General features: G+C 65.5%; 16 protein-coding genes and 1 pseudogene. 11 read left to right on the plus strand and 6 right to left on the minus strand.

Going from position 1 to position 19,088, the window contains the following annotated elements; translation table 11 throughout:
- Window positions 1-160 precede the first annotated feature (160 nt).
- The 9 genes and pseudogenes from RCP37_RS19970 (at window position 161) to RCP37_RS20010 (ending at window position 11,827) form a co-directional block, all read left to right on the plus strand.
- The gene (locus RCP37_RS19970) at window positions 161-1,582 is read left to right on the plus strand and encodes a PPE family protein (protein WP_308484688.1); all 1,422 of its coding nucleotides are present in this window, start codon (window positions 161-163) and stop codon (window positions 1,580-1,582) included.
- Window positions 1,583-1,604: 22 nt separating this feature from the next.
- Entirely contained in the window at window positions 1,605-2,474 is an 870-nt protein-coding gene (gene scoE / locus RCP37_RS19975) for a (3R)-3-[(carboxymethyl)amino]fatty acid oxygenase/decarboxylase (RefSeq protein ID WP_308484689.1), read from the plus strand.
- Window positions 2,471-3,013, plus strand: coding sequence for an FcoT family thioesterase (locus RCP37_RS19980; protein ID WP_308484690.1), 543 nt, complete (start codon window positions 2,471-2,473; stop codon window positions 3,011-3,013). Before scoE ends, RCP37_RS19980 begins: the two co-directional genes overlap by 4 nt.
- Before the next feature lie 23 nt (window positions 3,014-3,036).
- Entirely contained in the window at window positions 3,037-4,593 is a 1,557-nt protein-coding gene (gene fadD10 / locus RCP37_RS19985; protein ID WP_373693066.1) for a fatty acid--CoA ligase FadD10, read from the plus strand.
- A gap of 4 nt (window positions 4,594-4,597) precedes the next feature.
- The gene (locus RCP37_RS19990; protein WP_308487169.1) at window positions 4,598-4,831 is read left to right on the plus strand and encodes an acyl carrier protein MmaB; all 234 of its coding nucleotides are present in this window, start codon (window positions 4,598-4,600) and stop codon (window positions 4,829-4,831) included.
- Window positions 4,824-8,921 carry an AMP-binding protein gene (locus tag RCP37_RS19995; RefSeq protein WP_308484691.1) on the plus strand — a complete coding sequence of 1,366 codons (4,098 nt, stop codon included), beginning with the start codon at window positions 4,824-4,826 and terminating at the stop codon, window positions 8,919-8,921. The genes RCP37_RS19990 and RCP37_RS19995 overlap by 8 nt, the downstream gene beginning before the upstream one ends.
- Before the next feature lie 35 nt (window positions 8,922-8,956).
- Window positions 8,957-9,316 (plus strand): heavy-metal-associated domain-containing protein, encoded by a 360-nt coding sequence (locus RCP37_RS20000; RefSeq protein WP_308484692.1) that lies wholly within the window; start codon window positions 8,957-8,959, stop codon window positions 9,314-9,316.
- A gap of 401 nt (window positions 9,317-9,717) precedes the next feature.
- A pseudogene (locus RCP37_RS20005) lies at window positions 9,718-11,108 on the plus strand (WS/DGAT/MGAT family O-acyltransferase).
- Window positions 11,109-11,305: 197 nt separating this feature from the next.
- A complete protein-coding gene (locus tag RCP37_RS20010; protein ID WP_308484693.1) occupies window positions 11,306-11,827 on the plus strand; it encodes a DUF5994 family protein in 522 nt (173 codons plus the stop codon).
- 475 nt (window positions 11,828-12,302) lie between these two features.
- Here RCP37_RS20010 and hpt read toward each other — a convergent pair whose 3' ends face one another.
- The 4 genes from hpt to dacB are packed head-to-tail and all read right to left on the minus strand — an operon-like array spanning window position 12,303 to window position 16,306.
- Window positions 12,303-12,929 (minus strand): hypoxanthine phosphoribosyltransferase, encoded by a 627-nt coding sequence (gene hpt / locus RCP37_RS20015; RefSeq protein ID WP_373693068.1) that lies wholly within the window; start codon window positions 12,927-12,929, stop codon window positions 12,303-12,305.
- Between the two features lie 28 nt (window positions 12,930-12,957).
- Window positions 12,958-13,920 (minus strand): tRNA lysidine(34) synthetase TilS, encoded by a 963-nt coding sequence (gene tilS / locus RCP37_RS20020; protein WP_373693069.1) that lies wholly within the window; start codon window positions 13,918-13,920, stop codon window positions 12,958-12,960.
- On the minus strand, window positions 13,899-14,933 hold the full coding sequence (locus RCP37_RS20025; RefSeq protein ID WP_308484694.1) for an Rv3626c family coenzyme F420 biosynthesis-associated protein: 1,035 nt from the start codon (window positions 14,931-14,933) through the stop codon (window positions 13,899-13,901). The genes tilS and RCP37_RS20025 overlap by 22 nt, the downstream gene beginning before the upstream one ends.
- On the minus strand, window positions 14,930-16,306 hold the full coding sequence (dacB, locus tag RCP37_RS20030) for a D-alanyl-D-alanine carboxypeptidase/D-alanyl-D-alanine endopeptidase (protein ID WP_308484695.1): 1,377 nt from the start codon (window positions 16,304-16,306) through the stop codon (window positions 14,930-14,932). Before dacB ends, RCP37_RS20025 begins: the two co-directional genes overlap by 4 nt.
- A gap of 80 nt (window positions 16,307-16,386) precedes the next feature.
- Between dacB and RCP37_RS20035 the strand changes: the two genes are divergently transcribed.
- The gene (locus RCP37_RS20035; RefSeq protein WP_024441707.1) at window positions 16,387-16,875 is read left to right on the plus strand and encodes an inorganic diphosphatase; all 489 of its coding nucleotides are present in this window, start codon (window positions 16,387-16,389) and stop codon (window positions 16,873-16,875) included.
- Here RCP37_RS20035 and RCP37_RS20040 read toward each other — a convergent pair.
- Window positions 16,856-17,554, minus strand: a complete 699-nt coding sequence (locus RCP37_RS20040) for a TetR/AcrR family transcriptional regulator (RefSeq protein ID WP_308484696.1) — start codon at window positions 17,552-17,554, stop codon at window positions 16,856-16,858. The genes RCP37_RS20035 and RCP37_RS20040 overlap by 20 nt on opposite strands.
- A 110-nt stretch (window positions 17,555-17,664) precedes the next feature.
- On the opposite strand from RCP37_RS20040, the gene RCP37_RS20045 reads away from it, so the two are divergent.
- A complete protein-coding gene (locus RCP37_RS20045; protein ID WP_308484697.1) occupies window positions 17,665-18,102 on the plus strand; it encodes a nitroreductase/quinone reductase family protein in 438 nt (145 codons plus the stop codon).
- On the opposite strand, the gene RCP37_RS20050 is transcribed toward RCP37_RS20045, so the two are convergent.
- Window positions 18,091-19,080, minus strand: coding sequence for a TerC/Alx family metal homeostasis membrane protein (locus tag RCP37_RS20050; RefSeq protein ID WP_308484698.1), 990 nt, complete (start codon window positions 19,078-19,080; stop codon window positions 18,091-18,093). The genes RCP37_RS20045 and RCP37_RS20050 overlap by 12 nt on opposite strands.
- Between the last annotated feature and the right edge of the window lie 8 nt (window positions 19,081-19,088).

The raw sequence follows: 19,088 nt of genomic DNA on the forward strand, positions 1-19,088 counted from the left end.
CCCCCGCGAGTCGCTGCGAGAAACCTAACCGCAATCGGCCGGAACTTTTTGATTCTCTTGTCCGACCACCTCGTTGGCGGGTACTGGCCCGCGCTTTGCGTTCCGCGCAATCCACAACATCAGAGGAGGTGCCATCCTGACCGCCCCGATCTGGATGGCAATGCCTCCGGAGACACACTCCGTTATGCTCGCGGCTGGCCCAGGGCCAGGACCTCTGTTGGCAGCCGCCGCGCAATGGCAGCAGCTCAGTGTCATCTACGACGACACCGCCGCTGAATTGACGCAGGTACTGGCTGCGGTGCAGACCGGCCACTGGCAGGGCCCCACCGCGACGGCGTATCTGTCCGCGCACACGCCGTACCTGACCTGGTTGGAACAGGCGGCCGCTGACGCTGCCACGACCGCCGCACAACACCAGACGGCTGCCTCCGCATATAGCGCCGCAGTGGCCGCGATGCCCAGTCTCGAAGAACTGGCCGCCAACCATACGATCCACGCGGTGCTACTCGCCACGAACTTCTTCGGAGTGAACACCGTCCCGATTGCCGCCAACGAGGCCGACTACACCCGGATGTGGGTGGAGGCCGCCGAGACCATGTCCGTATATCAGGGCACCGCCACCGCAGCCGTCGCAGCGACCCCGCAGATCCGCCCCGCTCCACCCATCGTCTCCAGCCCCGCCAAAGCGACCTCCCCAGAAGGCGTTGGAGACGGCAATTGGCTGCAAGCACTTACCCGCCTCGTCACTGAGCTTCTCAACAATGCCGGCAATGTCGAAGAGCTGTTGCGCATCTTCGAGGACTTCTTCAAAAACCTAGGCTTCAACCCGGTGATCGCTGCCTTCCTGGCGGCGGTCGCGTTGATCGCGTACGACGTGTTGTGGTACCCCTACTACGCGTCATACGGCCTGTTGCTGTTGCCGTTCTTCGCTCCCGCGCTCAGCGCGCTGAGCGCCTTGAAGTTGCTACCGCTGCTGAACGGCCAACAGATCCCGACGGATCAAGGACCAGACATCGTCGCCCCGTTAGCTGGTCAAGGAAGCTTGGACATTCCAGTCGCGACGATTGTGGCACCGCCCGCTGCGGCCGGCTCCTCGGCTGGCTTGGGCGGCACCGCCAGTGCATCAGGACCGAGCACACCCGTCGTCCCGAGCGCCGACGGCGTTGCCGCGCTGATCTCCTATGTCGTCTCCGGCTGGGGACCACCCGGCGTCGAGACCGGCCCCAAAGACGATATGGCTGCCTCCAACAGCGCCGCGGTATCCAGCCGTGCAACCTCTCCGCGGGTCATCGCCGCTGATGCCCGCAGCCGACGCAGTCGACGCAGCAGAGGCCGGGTTCGTATGCACGGCAACCGTTACGAATTCCTCCAGGCTGGCGAAGGCGCGATCGTAGCCGCGGACTCCGATGCCGGCCCCGCCGAACGACCCGCGGCCATCGCAGCAGTGGTCGCCTCCACCCGCGCCGCTGGACTCACAGGGCACGCTGACGAAATCCGGCGAGTACCGATGTTGCCCACCAGCTGGTGCGCCTCCGACGAGGTAGAGCAACTGACACAACCGATGAAGGAGGGAACGGAATAATGAGCAAGGAAAGCCAGATCGGATGACGCTCACCGTCAGAGGCACCGGCCTTGGAGCGGAGATCACCGGGGTCGACCCGAACGATCTGAGCGCCATCACCAGCGACGAAATTCGCGAGATCGTATACGCCAACAAGCTCGTCATCCTCAAAGGCGTTCACCCCTCGCCGGAGCAGTACTTGCAGCTGGGCAGGATCGTCGGCGACATCGTGCCCTATTACGAATCCATGTACCACCATCACGAGTTTCCGGAGATCTTCGTATCTTCCACCGAGGAACACCAGGGCGTTCCGCGAACCGGCGCGTTCTGGCACATCGACTACATGTTCATGCCCGAGCCGTTCGCCTTCTCGATGGTGTTACCCCTGACCGTTCCCGGACCCGACCGGGGAACCTACTTCATCGACCTCAACCGGGCCTGGGAGTCGGTACCCGGCGCTTTGCAGAACGCCGCCCGAGGAACGTTGAGCACTCATGATCCCCGGCGGCACATTAAGATCCGCCCCGACGACGTATACCGGCCGATCGGGGAAGTGTGGGACGAAATTACCCGGACCACACCACCCATCAAATGGCCGACCGTAATCCGGCATCCGAAGACCGGCGAAGAGATTTTGTATATCTGCGCGTCGGGGACCACTCGAATCGAAGGCCAGGACGGTCGGGTGCTCGATCCAGAGTTACTGCAACAGCTCATGTCGGCGACCGGGCAACTGGATCCGGATTTCACACATCCCTTTATCCACACACAACACTACGAGGTCGGAGATATCATCTTGTGGGACAACCGAGTTCTGATGCATCGCGCCAAGCACGGCAGCTCTGAAGGAACTTTGACCACGTATCGACTGACCATGCTCGACGGCCACCAGACCCCGGGATACGCAGCATGAGCGTCACCACTTCATCTCATCCCGCACTAGGCGATGCGGCACCGATCGCCGAGGACGTGCTGGCCACCGTACTAGAGCCTTATACCTATAAGGGTTGCCGATACCTGGTCGATGCGGTGTCGCAAGCGGACACTGATTCTGTTCTAGCTCAGGGTAACTTCTCGATCGCCGAGTCTGCCTACATCCGTAGCACTGGACATTTCAATGCGGTCGAGTTGGTGCTGTGCTTCAATCAGCTCGCTTACAGCGCTTTTGCGCCGGCCATCGGCGGTGGCATCATTCCGGCCTTTCGCGGCTGGGGGCTCGAAGACTATTGCAAGCACCAACTCTCCAGCATGTTCATCAGAAACTCATCGTCACGGTTCAAACGGCCGATCGACGCCAACAAGTTCAGCGCCCGGCTTGAATGCCGAAACTTCGAGATCGTGCAACGCACGGTGCGCTATCTGCGCGTGCCGTGCGCTATCGAGTTCTGGGACGACCACGGCGGCTCGGCCTTCGGCGAGTTCGAACTCGCCGCTCTGAACATCCCCGGCTGACAACCCAGAATAGGCACGCAGGCATGATGATTCCGGCCCCCACGTCCGTACTGGATCGCATTCTCGAACACGTGCGCCACCGCCCCGACGCCATCGCATTACGTCGTTGCGACGGCAGAAGTCCGGTTAGCTACAGGGAACTGGCTGCCGAGTGGGAACGTCTGGCCGCAGCACTGCAGGCTAGGGGGGTTTCGCTGGGCTCTCGCGTACTTGTTGTTTCCGACAACGGACCACAGACATACCTGGCGGTGCTTGCCTGCGCCCGACTGGGCGCCATTGCCGTTCTGGCGGAGGGCAATCTGCCTATGGCCACCGTCGAACGGTTCGCCGAACTCACGCAACCTGCCGCAGTTCTGTGCACCGAAGGCGCCCGACTGTCCCTCTCGAACCCGCCGGAGTCCCTCGCCGCGGTACCGCGGCTGTCGGTTGCCGAGGACACCCCCTCGCTCGCGGCTCCGGGCGTGACCCCGAGGCCGAACGGTGGCGCCGATGACCCGCTGGCGATGATCTTCACCAGCGGCACCACCGGCGAACCAAAGGCTGTGCTGCTGGCCAATCGGACCTTCTACGCCGTCGCTGACATTCTGCGGGAGACCGGCTTGACATGGATCGATTGGGTGACAGGCGAAGTCGCTTACTCGCCGTTGCCGGCCACCCACATCGGTGGCCTGTGGTGGATTCTGAACTGCCTGATGCAAGGTGGTACGTGCGTCACCGGCGGCGAAGGCGGAGCGTCGCTGTTGGAGATAATCACGACCAACGAGGTCGCTACGGTCTGCCTGGTCCCGACTCTGCTCTCGCGTCTGGTAGCCGAGTTGAAGACAACCGGTAGGTCGATGCCACCTTCGCTGCGTTTTCTCGGTTACGGCGGATCGCGGGCCATCGCATCCGACGTGCAGTTCGTCGAGACCGCAGGGATACGCACCGCGCAGGTCTATGGGTTGAGCGAAACTGGTTGCACCGCACTATGTCTTCCCACCGCACCGGGGTCGATCGCCGCCATCAAGGCAGGAGCGGTCGGTCGACCCTACCCAGGCGTGCGGGTTCACCTCGATGGCGATGGCAGCGGACCGGCTGGCCCGCCGGCCTCGTCGGGAACTTTGTGGATCAAATCGCCGGCGAACATGCTGGGGTACTGGAACAACCCGGACCGGACCGACGAAGTACTGAGCGACGGGTGGGTGAACACCGGTGACCTACTCGACGAAGGCAGCGACGGGTACTTCTATATTCGAGGGCGGGCCTCGGAGATGATCATCTGCGGCGGAGTCAATGTCGCCCCCGACGAGGTTGACCGCGTCGCAGAATCCGTCCCGGGGGTCCGCGAGGCAGCATGCTATGAGATCCCCGACCCGGAGTTCGGAGCCCTCGTCGGCCTCGCGGTGGTCGCATCGGAAGAACTGGACGAGGGCGGTGCTCGCAACCTCAAACAGACAATTGCAGCCCGTTACCGCAGCGAGGTGGAATCGGCCGCCCGCCCGTCGCGGATCGTCTTAGTCACCAGGATTCCGCGAACCCAGTCCGGGAAGGTCATGCGCACGTCGTTGGCCGCAGCGATCGATGCGCGCGCACATGGTTGAGTCCATCCGACAGCGGATCCTCGGTGCGGTCTGCGACGTGCTCTACATCGACGAAGCGGACCTCTTCGACGGTGACGACACGGACCTTCGCGATCTTGGTCTGGACTCGATTCGATTCGTTTTGTTGATGAAACGCCTCGGAGTGGACCGCGAGTCTGAGTTGCCGGCGCGCTTGGCGCGCGACCTGTCGATCGCCGGCTGGGTTGCCGAGCTGGAAGATCCCGACCTGCATGCCTGATTCCCAACCCCCAGCGCCCATCCCGCTGTCTGTCTCCCAGCAGAACATCTACCGGGGTGTGCTCCAGGATGCCGATCCCACGCTGTATCTGATCGGCCGCCGGTATCGCTTGTTCCCCATACCTCTTCCCCAGTTCCGGGTCGCGTTGGAAGCCGCTATCCAGCACAACCCGGTGCAATTGTGCGTTCTCGAACAAGCCCAGGCACCATATCCGCACCTGGTTCCGCTACTGCGAGCCGTCGATCTGGTGCAAATATCCGGCGACGACGCGGAACTGCTGGTGCGGGAGTGGGATTCGGGGATTTTGTCCCGCCCCCTGGTGCGCTACACCGTGCAAGTCGATTCGAGCGGCGACGTCGTGGGCCTGGACATGCACGCCCACCACCTTCTGCTCGACGGTGGTGCGACCGGTCTGATCGAAGCCGACTTGGGCCGCAACCTCTCCGCCGGAAGCTCCGAATTGCCCGACATAGCCGCCGGCCTCGAGCGCCTCGCCGAAGCCCACAGCCGGGAAGCCGAACAAGTTGACGCCGCACAACGGCGGCTGACCGAATCGGTGCAGCGGGAGTTGGCAGGCGAGGTAGCCACTGGCGGCTATCCGCAATCGCCACCGACGTCAGGCGGTGCTCGCCGAGGAGTTCTGCGCGAGTCAGTCCAGATCACCGGATCCGGCTATGACGCGATCACGAAGCTGGCCGCTCGGGCACAAGTACCGCTGCACGTGTTGGTTACGGCAGCCTCCGTGGCCGTCGATGCAGGCCGTCGAAGCAGTACCGAGGCCATGGTGGTGCACGCCATCGACAATCGTTTTGGTGAGCCCGCTCTTGATGTGGCCACCTGCATCGTCAACTCAGTTGCTCAGTCCATTCGCTTCCCAGCATTCGCATCAGTGCGAGATCTTGTGGCCAATGTGGACCGCGGATACGTCAAAGCAGTGCGGCGGCGCTGGTTTCGGGAGGAGTTATATCGCCGCATCTATCTGACCATCAACCGGACTCCCCAGACTGATGCATTGGCGCTCAACTTTCTTCCGGACCCCTGCGCCCCCCAACTGCGTCCGTTCCTCGACGGCATGCCCATTACCACAGATATCGGGCCGATCGAGGGCCTGACCGTGGCAGCCGTCCAAGACGATCCGCAGCAGACCCTGACGCTGTCGACCTGGGATGACGATCACCAAAACGACCGGCCCCAATCCCGGGACATCGCAACCCTGATCGCCCAGGTGTTGCTGAAGATGCCGGCCCAGTGGAATCAGCCGGTCGCGATGGGGGTGGACCAGTGGTTCGAGGTTCACACCGACGGTACGTGCCATTCCACCGACATCGCGCCCAGCCCAACAAGACCGGCCGTGGCAGCATGGTTTCTGGACGCGGACACCGACATCGACGGCTGGCGACAACGCCGGCGGTATGTCGATCCTTGGATCGATTGGCTGGTGAGTTCGGGCATCGAGCCCGGTGAACTGTTGGTATTCACTGACGATCAAACCGACAAGACCATCGATCTGTTGGTCGCATGCCATCTGGTCGGTTGCGGCTACAGCGTCTGCGAGCACACCGATGAACTCGAAAGCCGATTAGCGGCCGTCGGACCGGAAAGCGGGCTTTTGGCACGATTGGTCGACGTCAGCAATACCGACCTGCCGACACAGCCCACGCGCCTGAGGGACCGCCTTCAACAGGTCCGCAAAGACGAGCACTTAGCGCAACGGATCGCCTACATCATGCCGACCTCTGGATCGACCGGCAGCCCCAAGCTGGTGCCGATCACCCACGGCGCACTGGCGATCTTCTGCCGGGGAGCGCGCCAGGCCTACGGGTGGGAGCAACACGACACTGTCCTGCAATGTGCGCCCCTGACTTCGGATATCAGTGTCGAGGAGATTTTCAGCGCCGCACAATCCGGTGCCGCTCTGGTTCGCTCTGCGGCAACTCGAACCGGAGATCTCACGCAACTGGGAGAAGACCTGACGCGGCACTGCGTTACCGTCCTCGATCTGCCTACCGCCATCTGGCAGCTGTGCTGCGACGAGCCCGATGTGCTTGCCACCGTGGCGGCATCACGCGTACGCCAAATCGTGATCGGCGGCGAGGCGGTTCGCTCCTGTGCCGTCGAGAAGTGGCAGGCGGTTCGTGGTGTTTCCGACGTCGCGCTGATCTCAAGCTACGGCCCCACCGAGGCGACTGTGGTGGTGACGTGCCTACCACTGGACGGCGAGGGGGCCACTGCCGAGCCAAGCTACCAGCGGCGACTGGGGCAACCGCTGGCTGGAAACACCGTTTTCGTGGCATTCGGTGAGGTTGTTTTGCTCGGCGACGAGGTATCTGCGGGATACGTGGGTATCGCCAGCCCCAACTTTGGCACCGTATTCGGCATCGACGGTTCGCCACTGCGTGCGTTTGCCACCGCTGACCGAGTGATCTTGGACGGCAAGGGCTTCCCAGTATTTGCGGGTCGCAGGGACGCCGTTGTGAAGCTCGCCGGCCAGCGCGTCGACACTGCCGAGATCACCCGGCTGATCGCCGAGGATCCCACGATCTGCGATGTTGCCGTGGAACCCGACCACACCCGGCTCGGAGTCTGGTACACCAGCCTGGGCACCCGTGATGGAGCCGCCGACCCCGCAGCCGAGCAACGAATTCGCAAAGTTCTGCAGGCCGCCCGGATCCCCGGATTTGCGATCTCGGCCGTCTCGGCTATTCCGCGAAAACCCAGCGGCAAGGTTGATTCCGATCGTCTGCCCAAGACTCAACACGAAGACACCGGCACAGCGTCGGCCCAAGCAAACGGCCTGGCTCAACTGTGGAGTCGGCATCTGGACCGCGACCTGCACCCGGAATCGTCACTGCTGGCCGAGGGTGTCGGCTCGCTGGATCTGATCCGCATCCTGCCTGCCACCCGCCGCTACCTCGGCCGGCACGTGTCATTGCTGGATGTGATCAGCGCCGACAGCGCCAGCCGGTTGATCGAAAATACCGACGGGATGGGGATGGACGAGGTCACAGCCGCCGAGATCGACGACGATCTCGCCAGCCTGGCCCCGTCACTGCCCTACCCCGCACCAGGCCCGTGCTCCGAGAACACCGGCACCGTTGTGGTGTTCGGCGCCTCGGGAATCCTGGGCACCGGCTTTGCTCGAGCTGCCGCCGAGCTGCGCGCCCACGGATTCGATTCGGAGCTGGTCTTGGCCACCACCTCGGAACTGCCCGATGCTGGTCCCTGGCCAGAGCTACCCAGGGTCGACGGTGTTCGCATAGAACACATTGCCCCGCAATGCGTTCCTGAGCTTATCCGCACCACCCACGCTGCGACCGTGGTCAACGCCATCGGCAATACCAATGTGGTGGTGCCATATCGGGAGCTGCGGCCGGCCAATGTGGAGGCGGTGTCGAACATTGTTGCGGCCTGCGTGGCACAGGGCACCCAGCTGGTGCAGTTATCGACCTCGGTGGTGAGCCCGCAACCGGCAACACCGCAGGTTGTCGATCCGCGTGCCGCGCCTTATCCCTACGCGGCTTCCAAGGCACTGGCCGAGCTGATTGTCGCGCGCAACGCCGGCCCGCTGGCCTTCTCCCTGGTACGGCTACCCCGGGTGTTGGGCGAGCCGCACCAACTGCGGACATCGGCCGATATTTTGGTTGCGCTCGCCGATGCCTGCACAGCACTGCGTGCTCATCCCGCCGTGCACCTGACCGAGGAGGTCACCAGCAACCGGTCGGCTGCGACGGTGATCCTGGGCATGCTGTCAACACCCCTGGGACGCACCGTCACCGCGCTGCGGGGAACACCCATCGAATACTCGAAATTTCTGGCTCACTTCGGCTCCCACGAATACGACGTCGACCGCTGGAAGCAGCACTTGGACGCCAGTGACTGGGCCAGACGCAACCCACGCCGGTGGGCGGTAATCGACGCCTGGCTCACCTTGGGGATGCGCCTGGGTGAACGGTCCTACGCGCAATACCTCTCCGGACACGCCAGTTTCGAGCTGCAGGTCGATTCGGTCACCGAATTGGCTGCGCCGTCTTCGCGGCTGGTCGAGCTGGTGGCTCACGGTTGCGGCGTGGAACCGGACGGCCCTTTCTGACGACCACTCATAGAGGACCTGAAGAAGGAGAAGCCTTGTCCGACATTCGACGGATCCAACTCGACGTGACCGGTATGACCTGCCGGATGTGCTCTGCGCACATCGAGCTGAAACTGAACTCGATCGACGGGGTTCGGGCCTCAGTGGACTTCCCGAGCGCGACCGCCACCATCGATGCCGATTCCGCCGTGAGCGTCGCAGCATTGTGCGCGGCCATTGCAGACGCGGGTTACCAGGGTGAGCTGCGGTGGGAACGGCCGCGCACCGCTGAGGACTTAAAGATCCCCGGCGGTCCCATCAAGCGAATCGCGCGCCTGACCCGGCTCCTCTCCAGGGGCCGGCGCATGCAAGAAGCCGGTATTCAAACGCCGGACGCAGCAACACCGATTCGCTGATCAGCGGGGCCCCTGACAGGGCCGGCAAAAGGCGGCTAAGCGCAAGAACCGCGCCGCTCACATGGATCCGGTCCCGGGGGCCGACCAAGCTGGCGAGCTGAGACAACGGCCAACTTGTGGCGTACGGTTGATCCCAGCGGTGATGCTCCACTTCATCCGATCGAAACCACATTCTTTGCGGACCCGCTGGGCGGGCACTCCAGCCTCCCAATCGCAACGAGGTGCCATTGCGCCACCGCGACCAGCGGGGTCATCGCCGACCTGAAGATGCGAGGCGAAGGCAACCCTCCGTGGTATCTGGGCCTGAATCAACGAGATTCGCCCAGCCGAACCGATGCTCTCGCCGAAAGCCATTGCTGCACCACTGATGGTGCTCTCTTTCTGCCTGGAGCTGTGCCCTGATGTTGATTCCCATGTCCCCGACCGATTCGATGTTCTTGCTGGCCGAATCGGAGAATCGCCAGATGCAGGTGGGTGGGATTGCCCTGTTCACCCCGCCCGAAGGTGCCTGCGCCTTGGATGTCCGTCAGATGTTCGCGGCGGCTATCGCTCGCGACGACGTCGCCGGCATGTGGCGCAAACGGGCTCGCCGCTCAGTGCTGTCGCTGGGGCAGTGGGGCTGGGACAGTGGCACCGACGTCGACCTCCAACACCATGTGCAGTATTCGGCGCTGCCGCGGCCCGCCGGACTGCGGGAGTTGTGGACGCTGGTGTCGTGGCTGCACGCAATCCCGCTGGACCGGGATCGGCCGCTGTGGGAGATGCACCTGATCGAAGGCCTCGCCGACGGCCGCTATGCCGTGTATATCAAGGTCCACCACGCGCTCACCGACGGCGTTTCCGCGATGGGGATGCTGCGTGCGGCGTTGAGTCCTGACCCGGCTCGCCGCGGTCAGCCTGCGTTGTGGGAGCCGGCCGACACGCGCTCCGCGTCTGCCCCCGACTCAACGTCGAGCAGTTCGCTGGCGGGGCGGGCGACGGCGGCGATCTGGCACGGAGCACGCGATGCCGCGGGGTTGCTGCCGGCGCTCACCGGCACGCTGGTGCAGGCCCTCCGCCAGCGCTGCGGCGCACTGTCGCTGGTCACACCGCACACCATGTTCAATGTGGCGATTGACAGTGCCCGGTCTTCACCGGGGGCTCGTGGCCGCTGGAACGATTGCAGTTGGTCGCCAAACACAGCGATGCAACGGTCAACGATGTGGTGCTGGCCATGTGCGCAGGCGCCCTGCGCAATTACCTGACCACTAGGAAAGCGCTGCCGTTGGCGTCGCTGGTGGCGATGATTCCGGTCTCACTGCGGCTGCCCGGGCCTGCAGCCGGCCGGGACAACACCGGCAACAGAATCGGGTCTCTGATGTGCGGCCTGGCCACCGACCTAGCCGATTCCGGCGAGCGATTGGTGTCGGTGCGGAACAGCATGCGCGAGGGCAAGACCGCGCTGGGCACGCACACTCAGCTGCAGATCCTCGCGATGAGTGCGCTGGGTGCCACGCCACTGGCGTTGGGCATGCTCGTCGGTCAGCACGGGCTGCTGCGCCCCCCGAACGTGATGATCTCAAACGTGACCGGTTCTCCGGTGCCGTTGTACTGGAACGGCGCCCGCCTCGACGAGCTCTATCCCCTGTCGATCCCAGTCGACGGACAGGCACTGAACATCACCTGCACGAGCACCGACGACACGATCGCGTTCGGGCTTACCGGCTGCCGCGAAGCCGTTCCAGGACTGAGTGAGCTGACCAGACTTCTCGACGAAGAACTCCGCCAGCTCGAGCACGCCGTCGGACTCTGATGACTCGGGGCATCGCGGCGGCCGACACCAGTCGGGGGTCGCCCCGGTGGCCGGCCCGCGGCTCGTAAGCGCCCCGAACTGCGAAGTTCGGGTAGGGTATGGCATATCGGCGGTATTCCGCATCTGACCGTTCTAGGTTGTATCGCCGCCGATTTGAAGGTAACCGGCCGATTCGCGGCCCAGTCAGGAGCGTCGTTATGACGCAACAACAGACCCACTTCGCAACAAGCCGGCACCCGACGCCACCGCAACGCAGACCGCGGTTGCGCTTGAAACCAAAGGCAGCGCAGGCCGGACACGTCGACGGGGCCTGGTGGCCATGGAGCGGCACTCTCACCACCGAGCTCCCGGGCCTGCTCTCGGTGTTGTCGGTTCGAGTCGGGAGTATTCAACGCGTGCGGTACAACCTCAGCGAATGGGCGCCGGCACCTTCCAAACTCACTACCGACGGACGAACCGTACGACTCGATGGATATGAACGTCAGCCGGTCAACACTCTGGAGGTCCTCGGTGCTGACCGGAGCCGGATCCTCTTGCTCGTGGTTCCGCCTCGCACCAAGCCCGACCAGGCACACGAGACGATGATGAGCGCGGCGGCACCCAATAACGACTCAAACGTGGACGCACTGCTCGTAATCAGTGACCGCGAAAGAGAATCCCGCACCGCCCGAGCCCACGCGGAACATCGATGGGTTTCCAAAGCCGGCGATCTCAGTTGATTCGTCAGGGCTGACGGTGCCCGGGAGCCGGTCACTATCGAATCGCCCTGTCTGAGCCGTAGTCCACGACGCCCCCCGCAAGATGGTCATGTGTTCGGCTTGCCGTGGCGCTGTCGGGCTCCTGAATATCTCGTAATACAAAGCACTTTCGTGCGCGACACGATCAACAGCAAGGTCAACAAAGTGAAAACCCAACAAGAACAGAAGAAGCGATGAGGTCGTCGGCCACGGCGATCAGGGACACTGACAGCGACAATGCCGGCATCTGGCTATGGCGAATTGTCGATGACTTTACTACTGAGCTCTCTGCCGATGACTGCCACACCATCTACAACACCATCTCCAGCGGCCTGGCTGACGGCTGGCAGCCCACTCGGACTGAGGTTGCGAACCTGGTGGACTTCGCCCGCCAGCAGGCGGTAGCAGCGGAGCACGATTCCTTCGCCAGAAGGCCTCGCCGCCCTTCTGGCCGTGTTCAGCCCTGATAGACCCGCGGGTCCAGGGTGCCGATGTACGGCAGGTCGCGGTAGCGCTCGGCGTAGTCGAGGCCGTAGCCGACCACGAAGTCGTTCGGGATGTCGAAACCCACGTAGGCGATGTCGACGCCGGCGCCCAGCGCGTCGGGTTTGCGCAGCAGGGTGCACACCCGAAGGGACCGGGGCCGGCGGGTGGCCAGATTGCGCAGCAGCCACGACAGGGTCAGTCCGGAGTCGACGACGTCCTCGACGATCAACACGTCGCGGTCGCTGATGTCGCGGTCGAGGTCCTTGAGGATGCGCACCACCCCCGACGACGACGTCGAGGAACCGTAGGAGCTGACCGCCATGAACTCGAACTGCGTGGGCAGCGGAATCGCCCGGGCGAGATCGGTGACGAACAGCACCGCGCCTTTGAGCACGGTGATCAGCAGCAGGTCGCCGCTCTCGGCGCTGCCCCCGGCGTAGTCGGCGGCGATCTGCGCGGCAAGTTCGGCAGTGCGGGTCCGGATCTGCTCCTCGGTCAGCAACACCGATTTGATGTCACCCGCGTACAACTCGGGTTTCTCCCCCGGCAAGATCGCAGCCACCAGCACAGCGTGCCATGGCGGGAGTTCGACAACCAACTGCAGCGGAGGAAATCACGCCCGCGGCTTAGACCGGCTCGCTGCGCAGCCGCAGCAGGCCGTCGCCGCGAACCGCGAACAGCCGCTGTCCGCGCAGGTCCGATCCGATCGCCACTCCCCCTTGGCCGCGCCAGGCGGTCACCAGCCGGTCCACCGCGCGGATCTGCAGGTCGGTCAGGCCGCGCCCGCCTCCGTCGATCAGCCAGCGCCGGATCACCGCCAGGCGCACCGGGCCCGCCAAGGCCGCCAGCGCAGCAGCGTCCAACGCGGCGCCCGCGGTGGCTCCGGGCAGTGCCTGCTCGGCCAAGGCATCGATGAGCTCGGTGTTCTCCCGCAGTGCGATCGCCGTCCGGGCCAGGGCTTCGGCTACCCCGCCGTCCAGCACGTCCTCCAACAGGGGCAGCACTTCGGCGCGCAGCCGCACCCGAGTGAAGCGGTCGTCACTGTTGTGCGGGTCGAGCCACGGCGTCAGCCCCAGTTCGGCGCAGGCTTGCGCGGTCTGCGCACGTCGCACCCCCAGCAGTGGCCGGCACCACGGTGGGTCGTACGGCCGCATCCCGGCCATCGACCGGGCTCCCGAACCTCGGCCCAGCCCGAGCAGCACTGTCTCGGCCTGATCGTCGAGTGTGTGTCCCAGCAGTACAGGGTCCCGGCCGCGAGCATCGGCCAGCGCGGCGTAACGGGCCGTGCGCGCCGCCGCCTCCGGACCGCCCTGGGCTCCGACGGTCACCGGAATAACCTGCGCATCAACGCATCCCAGCTCGAGCGCCTGACGGCGCGCGGTCTCGGCCACCTGGGCCGAATCGGCTTGCAGGCCATGGTCGACGATCAGCGCGGTGGTGGGCCGCATCCGGACTGCGACAGCAGTCAGCGCCAGCGAATCGGGTCCACCGGACAACGCGACCGCCCAGCCTGCCCCCTGCGACAGAAACTGCTCGGCGTACGCCCCCAACGCGGCGCGCAGCGCGGCTACAGCACCCGGTCGATCCACCGCTGGGGCTCTTCGATCTCGGCGGGCAGCGGCAGGGTCTGCGGACCAGACCACACCGCGTTGAACCGGTCCATACCGACGCGGCCGACCACGGCGTCGACGAAGGCCTTGCCGCGGGTGTACTGGCTCATCTTGGCGTCGAGGCCCAGCAACGCCCGCAACAGTCGTTGCAGCGGCGGCTGGCTGCGCTGACGGCGTTCCTCGAAGCGGTTCCGAATGGTCGCCACCGACGGCACCGCCATCGGCCCGACCGCGTCCATCACGTGGTCGGCGTGGCCTTCGAGCAGCGTGCCCAGCATCAGCAACTGGTCCAGCGCGGTGCGCTGCTCCTCGGACTGCACCGCCCGCACCAGGCCCAGGATCCCCGACGGGCCCGGCGACTCGGCATCGTTCTGGCGGCCCCGCAGATAGTCGGCCAGCCGGCCCACCACCTGGGTCAGATCCGGGCTGCTGTCGCCGGTCAGTACCGACAGGGCATCCGACATGTAGCCGGCCAGCCACGGGTTGACGCTGAACTGCACGCGGTGCGTCACCTCGTGCAGGCACACCCACAATCGGAAGTCGGCCGGCGTCACCTGCAGCTGGCGCTCGACGGCGACCACGTTGGGATAGACCAGCAGTAGCGCGCCACCGCCCGCACAGAACGGGTCGTATTGGCCGAGGATGCCCGACGAGACGAAGGCCAGCACCGCGCCGGTCTGCGCCCCGGTCAGCCGGCTGGTGAGGAAACCGGAGGGCCGCTCGGAGGCGCCCATCATCACCCGCATCGATTCGGCGGCCGCGGCGATCCACTGCCGCCGGTCGACTACGCGGGCGTCGGGGACCGGGCCATCGTCGCCGAGACCCGTGACCTCTCGGACCAGCGGTTCTGCCGCGCGGGCGCTGGCGTGCAGTTCCTCGATGACCTGGCGGCGCGTGTAGTCGGTCATCGGCGGTGCGGGCCGTGCCAGCCAGCCACCGACCGTCGCGGCGAACTCAAAGTCCACCGCGCCCCCGACGTCCGATTCGCTCATCCGCATCCGCAGGTTCGCAGCACCGCGGCCAGCGCGTCGATCGCCGTGCGCCCGGTGGGTCCGGCGTCGTTGGAGATGAACGCAAACGTCAGCACCCGCTGGTCCCGGTCGGTGACGATGCCGGCCAGCGCATTGGTGCGGGTCAGCGAGCCGGTCTTGGCCCGCAGCCAGCCGGCCGCGCCGCGCCCGGTCTTGGGGTTGAGGAACCGCTCGGACAGCGTGCCGCTGCCGCCGGCGACCGGCAGCATGTCCAGCAGCGGGCGCAGCTCGGGCAGGTCCGGCCCTGCGGCCGCCTGCACCACCGCATCGAGGGTCCGAGCCGACAACCGGTCGTCGACCGACAATCCGCTGGAGTCCTGCAGGTTGGCTCCGCTGACCGCGATGTGGGCGGTGGCCAGCCGGTTGGTCACCGCGTCGACGGCTCCGGCAAACGAGCGGGGCCGGCCCATCGCCGCGGCCACCTCGCGAGCGATGGATTCGGCCATCACGTTGTCCGAGGCGTTCATCATCTCGCCGAGGCGGACCACCAGCGGTGCCGATCGAACGGCGCCCAGCTCGCGTCCGGTCACCGACGAGGAGGCAATGCTCACGTTGTCGGGGTCGATGCCCAACTCTGCGGCCAAAGCCTTTCCGGCGTCCAGCGCGGGCGTCGTCGATCGCCGGGACTCGACGGTGGTCGGCTGGACCCGCCCGCCGTCGACCATCACCGCCTCGATCGGGGCGATGTCACCGCCTTCGATGTCCTCGGCATCCCACCCCTGGGCCATGGTCGGGCCGGTGAACGCCGACGTGTCGACCTGCACCTCGGTGACGCTCACCCCGCTGCGGCGCACCTGCTCGGCCAGATCGCTGATGCGCGCGGCTTCGCGATACCAGGTGTCCTGACCGACCTCGGCCGTCGACAACGTGGGGTCCCCGCCACCCACCAGCACCACCACTCCGGGCTGATCGCTCGCCGTCACCCGGGTGGTGACCCGGGCGCCCTGATCCAGCGCCAGCAGGGCAGCCGCTGCGGTGAGCACCTTGTTGGTGGACGCCGGCTGCATCGGCAGGTCTTCCTGTTGGGTCCACAGCGCCTTGCCGGTCAGTGCATCGGTGATGCGGCCGGTGAGCCGGCCCAGATTCGGGTCGGCCAACGCCTGGGCCATGGCGGCGGCCAGTGCAGTGCCGACCGGCACCGGGGCGTCGTCGGAGACCGGAACCACCCCGGGTTTGGCGGTCGCCACCGGTGCCGGCGACACGACGCGCGCACCTGCGCCGGATTCGTCCGGGAGCACAACGACCGCCAAGACCACCACGGCGGCGGCCAGCGCCAGCACCGCGGCCGCGATACCCAGATGCGCGCTGCTGTGTCGCCACCGAGTGGGTTGCATGTCTCTCCTCCGCTGTCAGGCGCAATTGTGCCGGACGGGCGGAGTCCGGGCGTGAATCCGGGCCGCTCTAGACTGACCCGGTGCAATTCGACGTGACCATCGAAATCCCCAAGGGCCAGCGCAACAAGTACGAGGTCGACCACGCCACCGGGCGTGTCAAGCTCGACCGCTACCTGTACACGCCGATGGGCTACCCCACCGACTACGGCTTCATCGAGGACACCCTCGGCGAGGACGGCGACCCGCTGGACGCGATGGTGCTGCTGCCGCAGTCGGTGTTCCCGGGTGTGCTGGTCGAGGCACGTCCGGTCGGGATGTTCCAGATGACCGACGAAGCCGGCGGCGACGCCAAGGTGCTGTGCGTGCCGGCCGGTGACCACCGGTGGGACCACATCCAGGACATCAGCGACGTGCCCGCCTACGAGCTGGACGCGATCAAGCACTTCTTCGTGCACTACAAGGACCTGGAGCCGGGCAAGTTCGTCAAGGCCGCCGACTGGGTTGACCGCGCCGAAGCCGAGGCCGAGATCACCCGGTCGATCGAGCGGTTCAAGACCTCCGGTCACTGACCCCCAACACGTCCAGCAGCAGCGCGAGCTGGGCGTCGAACAACGCCCGCGGCGCCGATAGGGTGTCCGCGCCGTAACCACCGAACACTTCCAAGCTGACCGCGCCCACGAGGGCGGCCCACAGCAGGAAGCATTTGGCGACGACGCCATCGTCGCCGGGGAAGCCGAACTCCGCGCGGAGTCGCTCGAAGTCTGCCGATAGCGGTTGCGCTGCACCGCTTTTGCCGGACGCGATATCGCCGGCCGCGATTCCCGCCGCGATCGCTTCGAAGAATGCACCGACAACCCGGGTACCTGGTGCCACGGTCTGCTCAGCCGGCGCGTGGTAGCCGGGAACCGGGCTGCCGTACAGCAGCGTCCACCCGGCAGGATGGGCCAGCGCCCAGTCCCGCACCGCGTGGGCGATCGTCACGATGTCCTGGCGCCACGGCACCGGCGACGCCGATGCGCGGGCCCGGCCCACAGCATCGGCCAGATCGTTGTAGGCGTCGACCAGCAGCAGGGTGATCAACTCGTCGCGGCTGCCCACGTACCGGTAGACCGCCGAGGACACCATGCCCACATCGCGGGCGACCGCGCGCAGCGACAGCCCGGCCGCCCCGTGGGTGCGCAGATGATGCCGTCCGACCTCGATGATCTGCGCCTCGATGCGTTCCCGCGACTCCTGCCGTTTTCCCACGGCACCAGTCTGACAGATAAGAGAGCACCGCTCTTGCTTTGCCCCCTGCGATGTGTCACGATCAGAAAAACGAGAGCGCCGCTCTCGATATCGCGAGTAAGGGGACGACCATGGCCACCGGATACGACCGACCCAATGCCGCCGCCCGGTTCGCCAATACGGTGATCCGCAAGTTGGCCGAGGCGGGCATCAGCATTGCCGGCACCCGCGCGATCTCCGTGCGCGGCCGCAAGAGCGGCAAGCGCCGTGGTGTCGTGATCAATCTGCTGACCGTCGAGGGGGTGGACTACCTGGTCTCGCCGCGGGGCAACACCGAGTGGGTTCGCAATGTGCGCGCCGCCGGTGAGATCGAGGTCGGGCCCCGGTGGCGGCCGCGCTCGGCTCAAGCCACCGAAGTCCGCGACGACGATAAACCGGAGGTGCTGCGCCGCTACCTTCAACGGTGGTACTGGCAGGTCAAGGGATACGTAGCGGGGCTGACGCCGGAGTCCAGCGACGACGAGCTGCGGGCCGCAGCACCGTCGTTCCCGGTCTTCTCACTGCGTTGAGGTCGCCCCACGGGTCCGGTACAGGCTGGCCACCGTCGTCAGCGCCAACACTCCCACCACGACCCCCAGGCTGACCGGGGTGGGGATCTCCGGGACGTTGAGCGGCCGGCCGGAGTTGATGAACCACACCTCGTTGGTGCGCAGCGCATGCAACACCATCCGCACGCCAATGAACCCCAGGATCACCGCCAGGCCTTGGGACAGATACACGAACCGGCCCAGCAACTTGCCGAGAATGAAGTAGAGCTGGCGCAGCCCCATCAGGGCGAACACGTTGGCGGTGAACACCAGATAGGGCTGACGCGTCAGTCCGTAGATCGCCGGAATCGAGTCCATCGCGAACACCACGTCGGTGGTGCCCAACGCCAACCCCACCAGGAACATCGGCGTGACAGCCCAAGCCCCTGAACTGTCCCGGATGAAGAACCGCACGCCGGACCAGCGATCGGTGGCGTTGAAGTGGGTGCGAGCAAACCGCACGATGAAGTTGTTGCCGCCTTCGCCCTCCCCTTCGCCGGTGGGGTCGTCGTGGCGGAGCAGTTTGATCGCGGTGTAGGCCATGAAGGCACCGAACACATAGAACGTCCAGGACAGCCGCTGCACCGCGACCCCGCCGAGCGCGATGAACACCGCCCGGAACGACAGCGCCATGACGATGCCGACGAACAGCGCCTCCTGCCGGTACTTCTTGGGCACGTTGAAGCTGTTCATGATGATCACGAACACGAACAGGTTGTCGACCGAGAGGCTGTACTCGGTCAGCCAGCCGGCATAGAACTGCATGCCGTACTTCGCGCCGTGAAAATGCCACACCCAGACGCCGAACGCCACCGCCAGGCTGAGGTAGAACGTCAGCCATCCCGCGATCTCGCGGATCGACGGCTCGTGCACCCGCCGGCCGATGATCAGCAGGTCGAATCCGAGCACTGCGCCCAGCCCCGCGAATGTCAGCAGCCATTCCAGCAGCGACGGGTCCAACAGCGGGC

Origin of the sequence: Mycolicibacter sp. MU0102, assembly GCF_963378105.1 — a bacterium.
In the GTDB taxonomy this organism is placed as follows: Bacteria; Actinomycetota; Actinomycetes; order Mycobacteriales; family Mycobacteriaceae; genus Mycobacterium; species Mycobacterium holstebronense.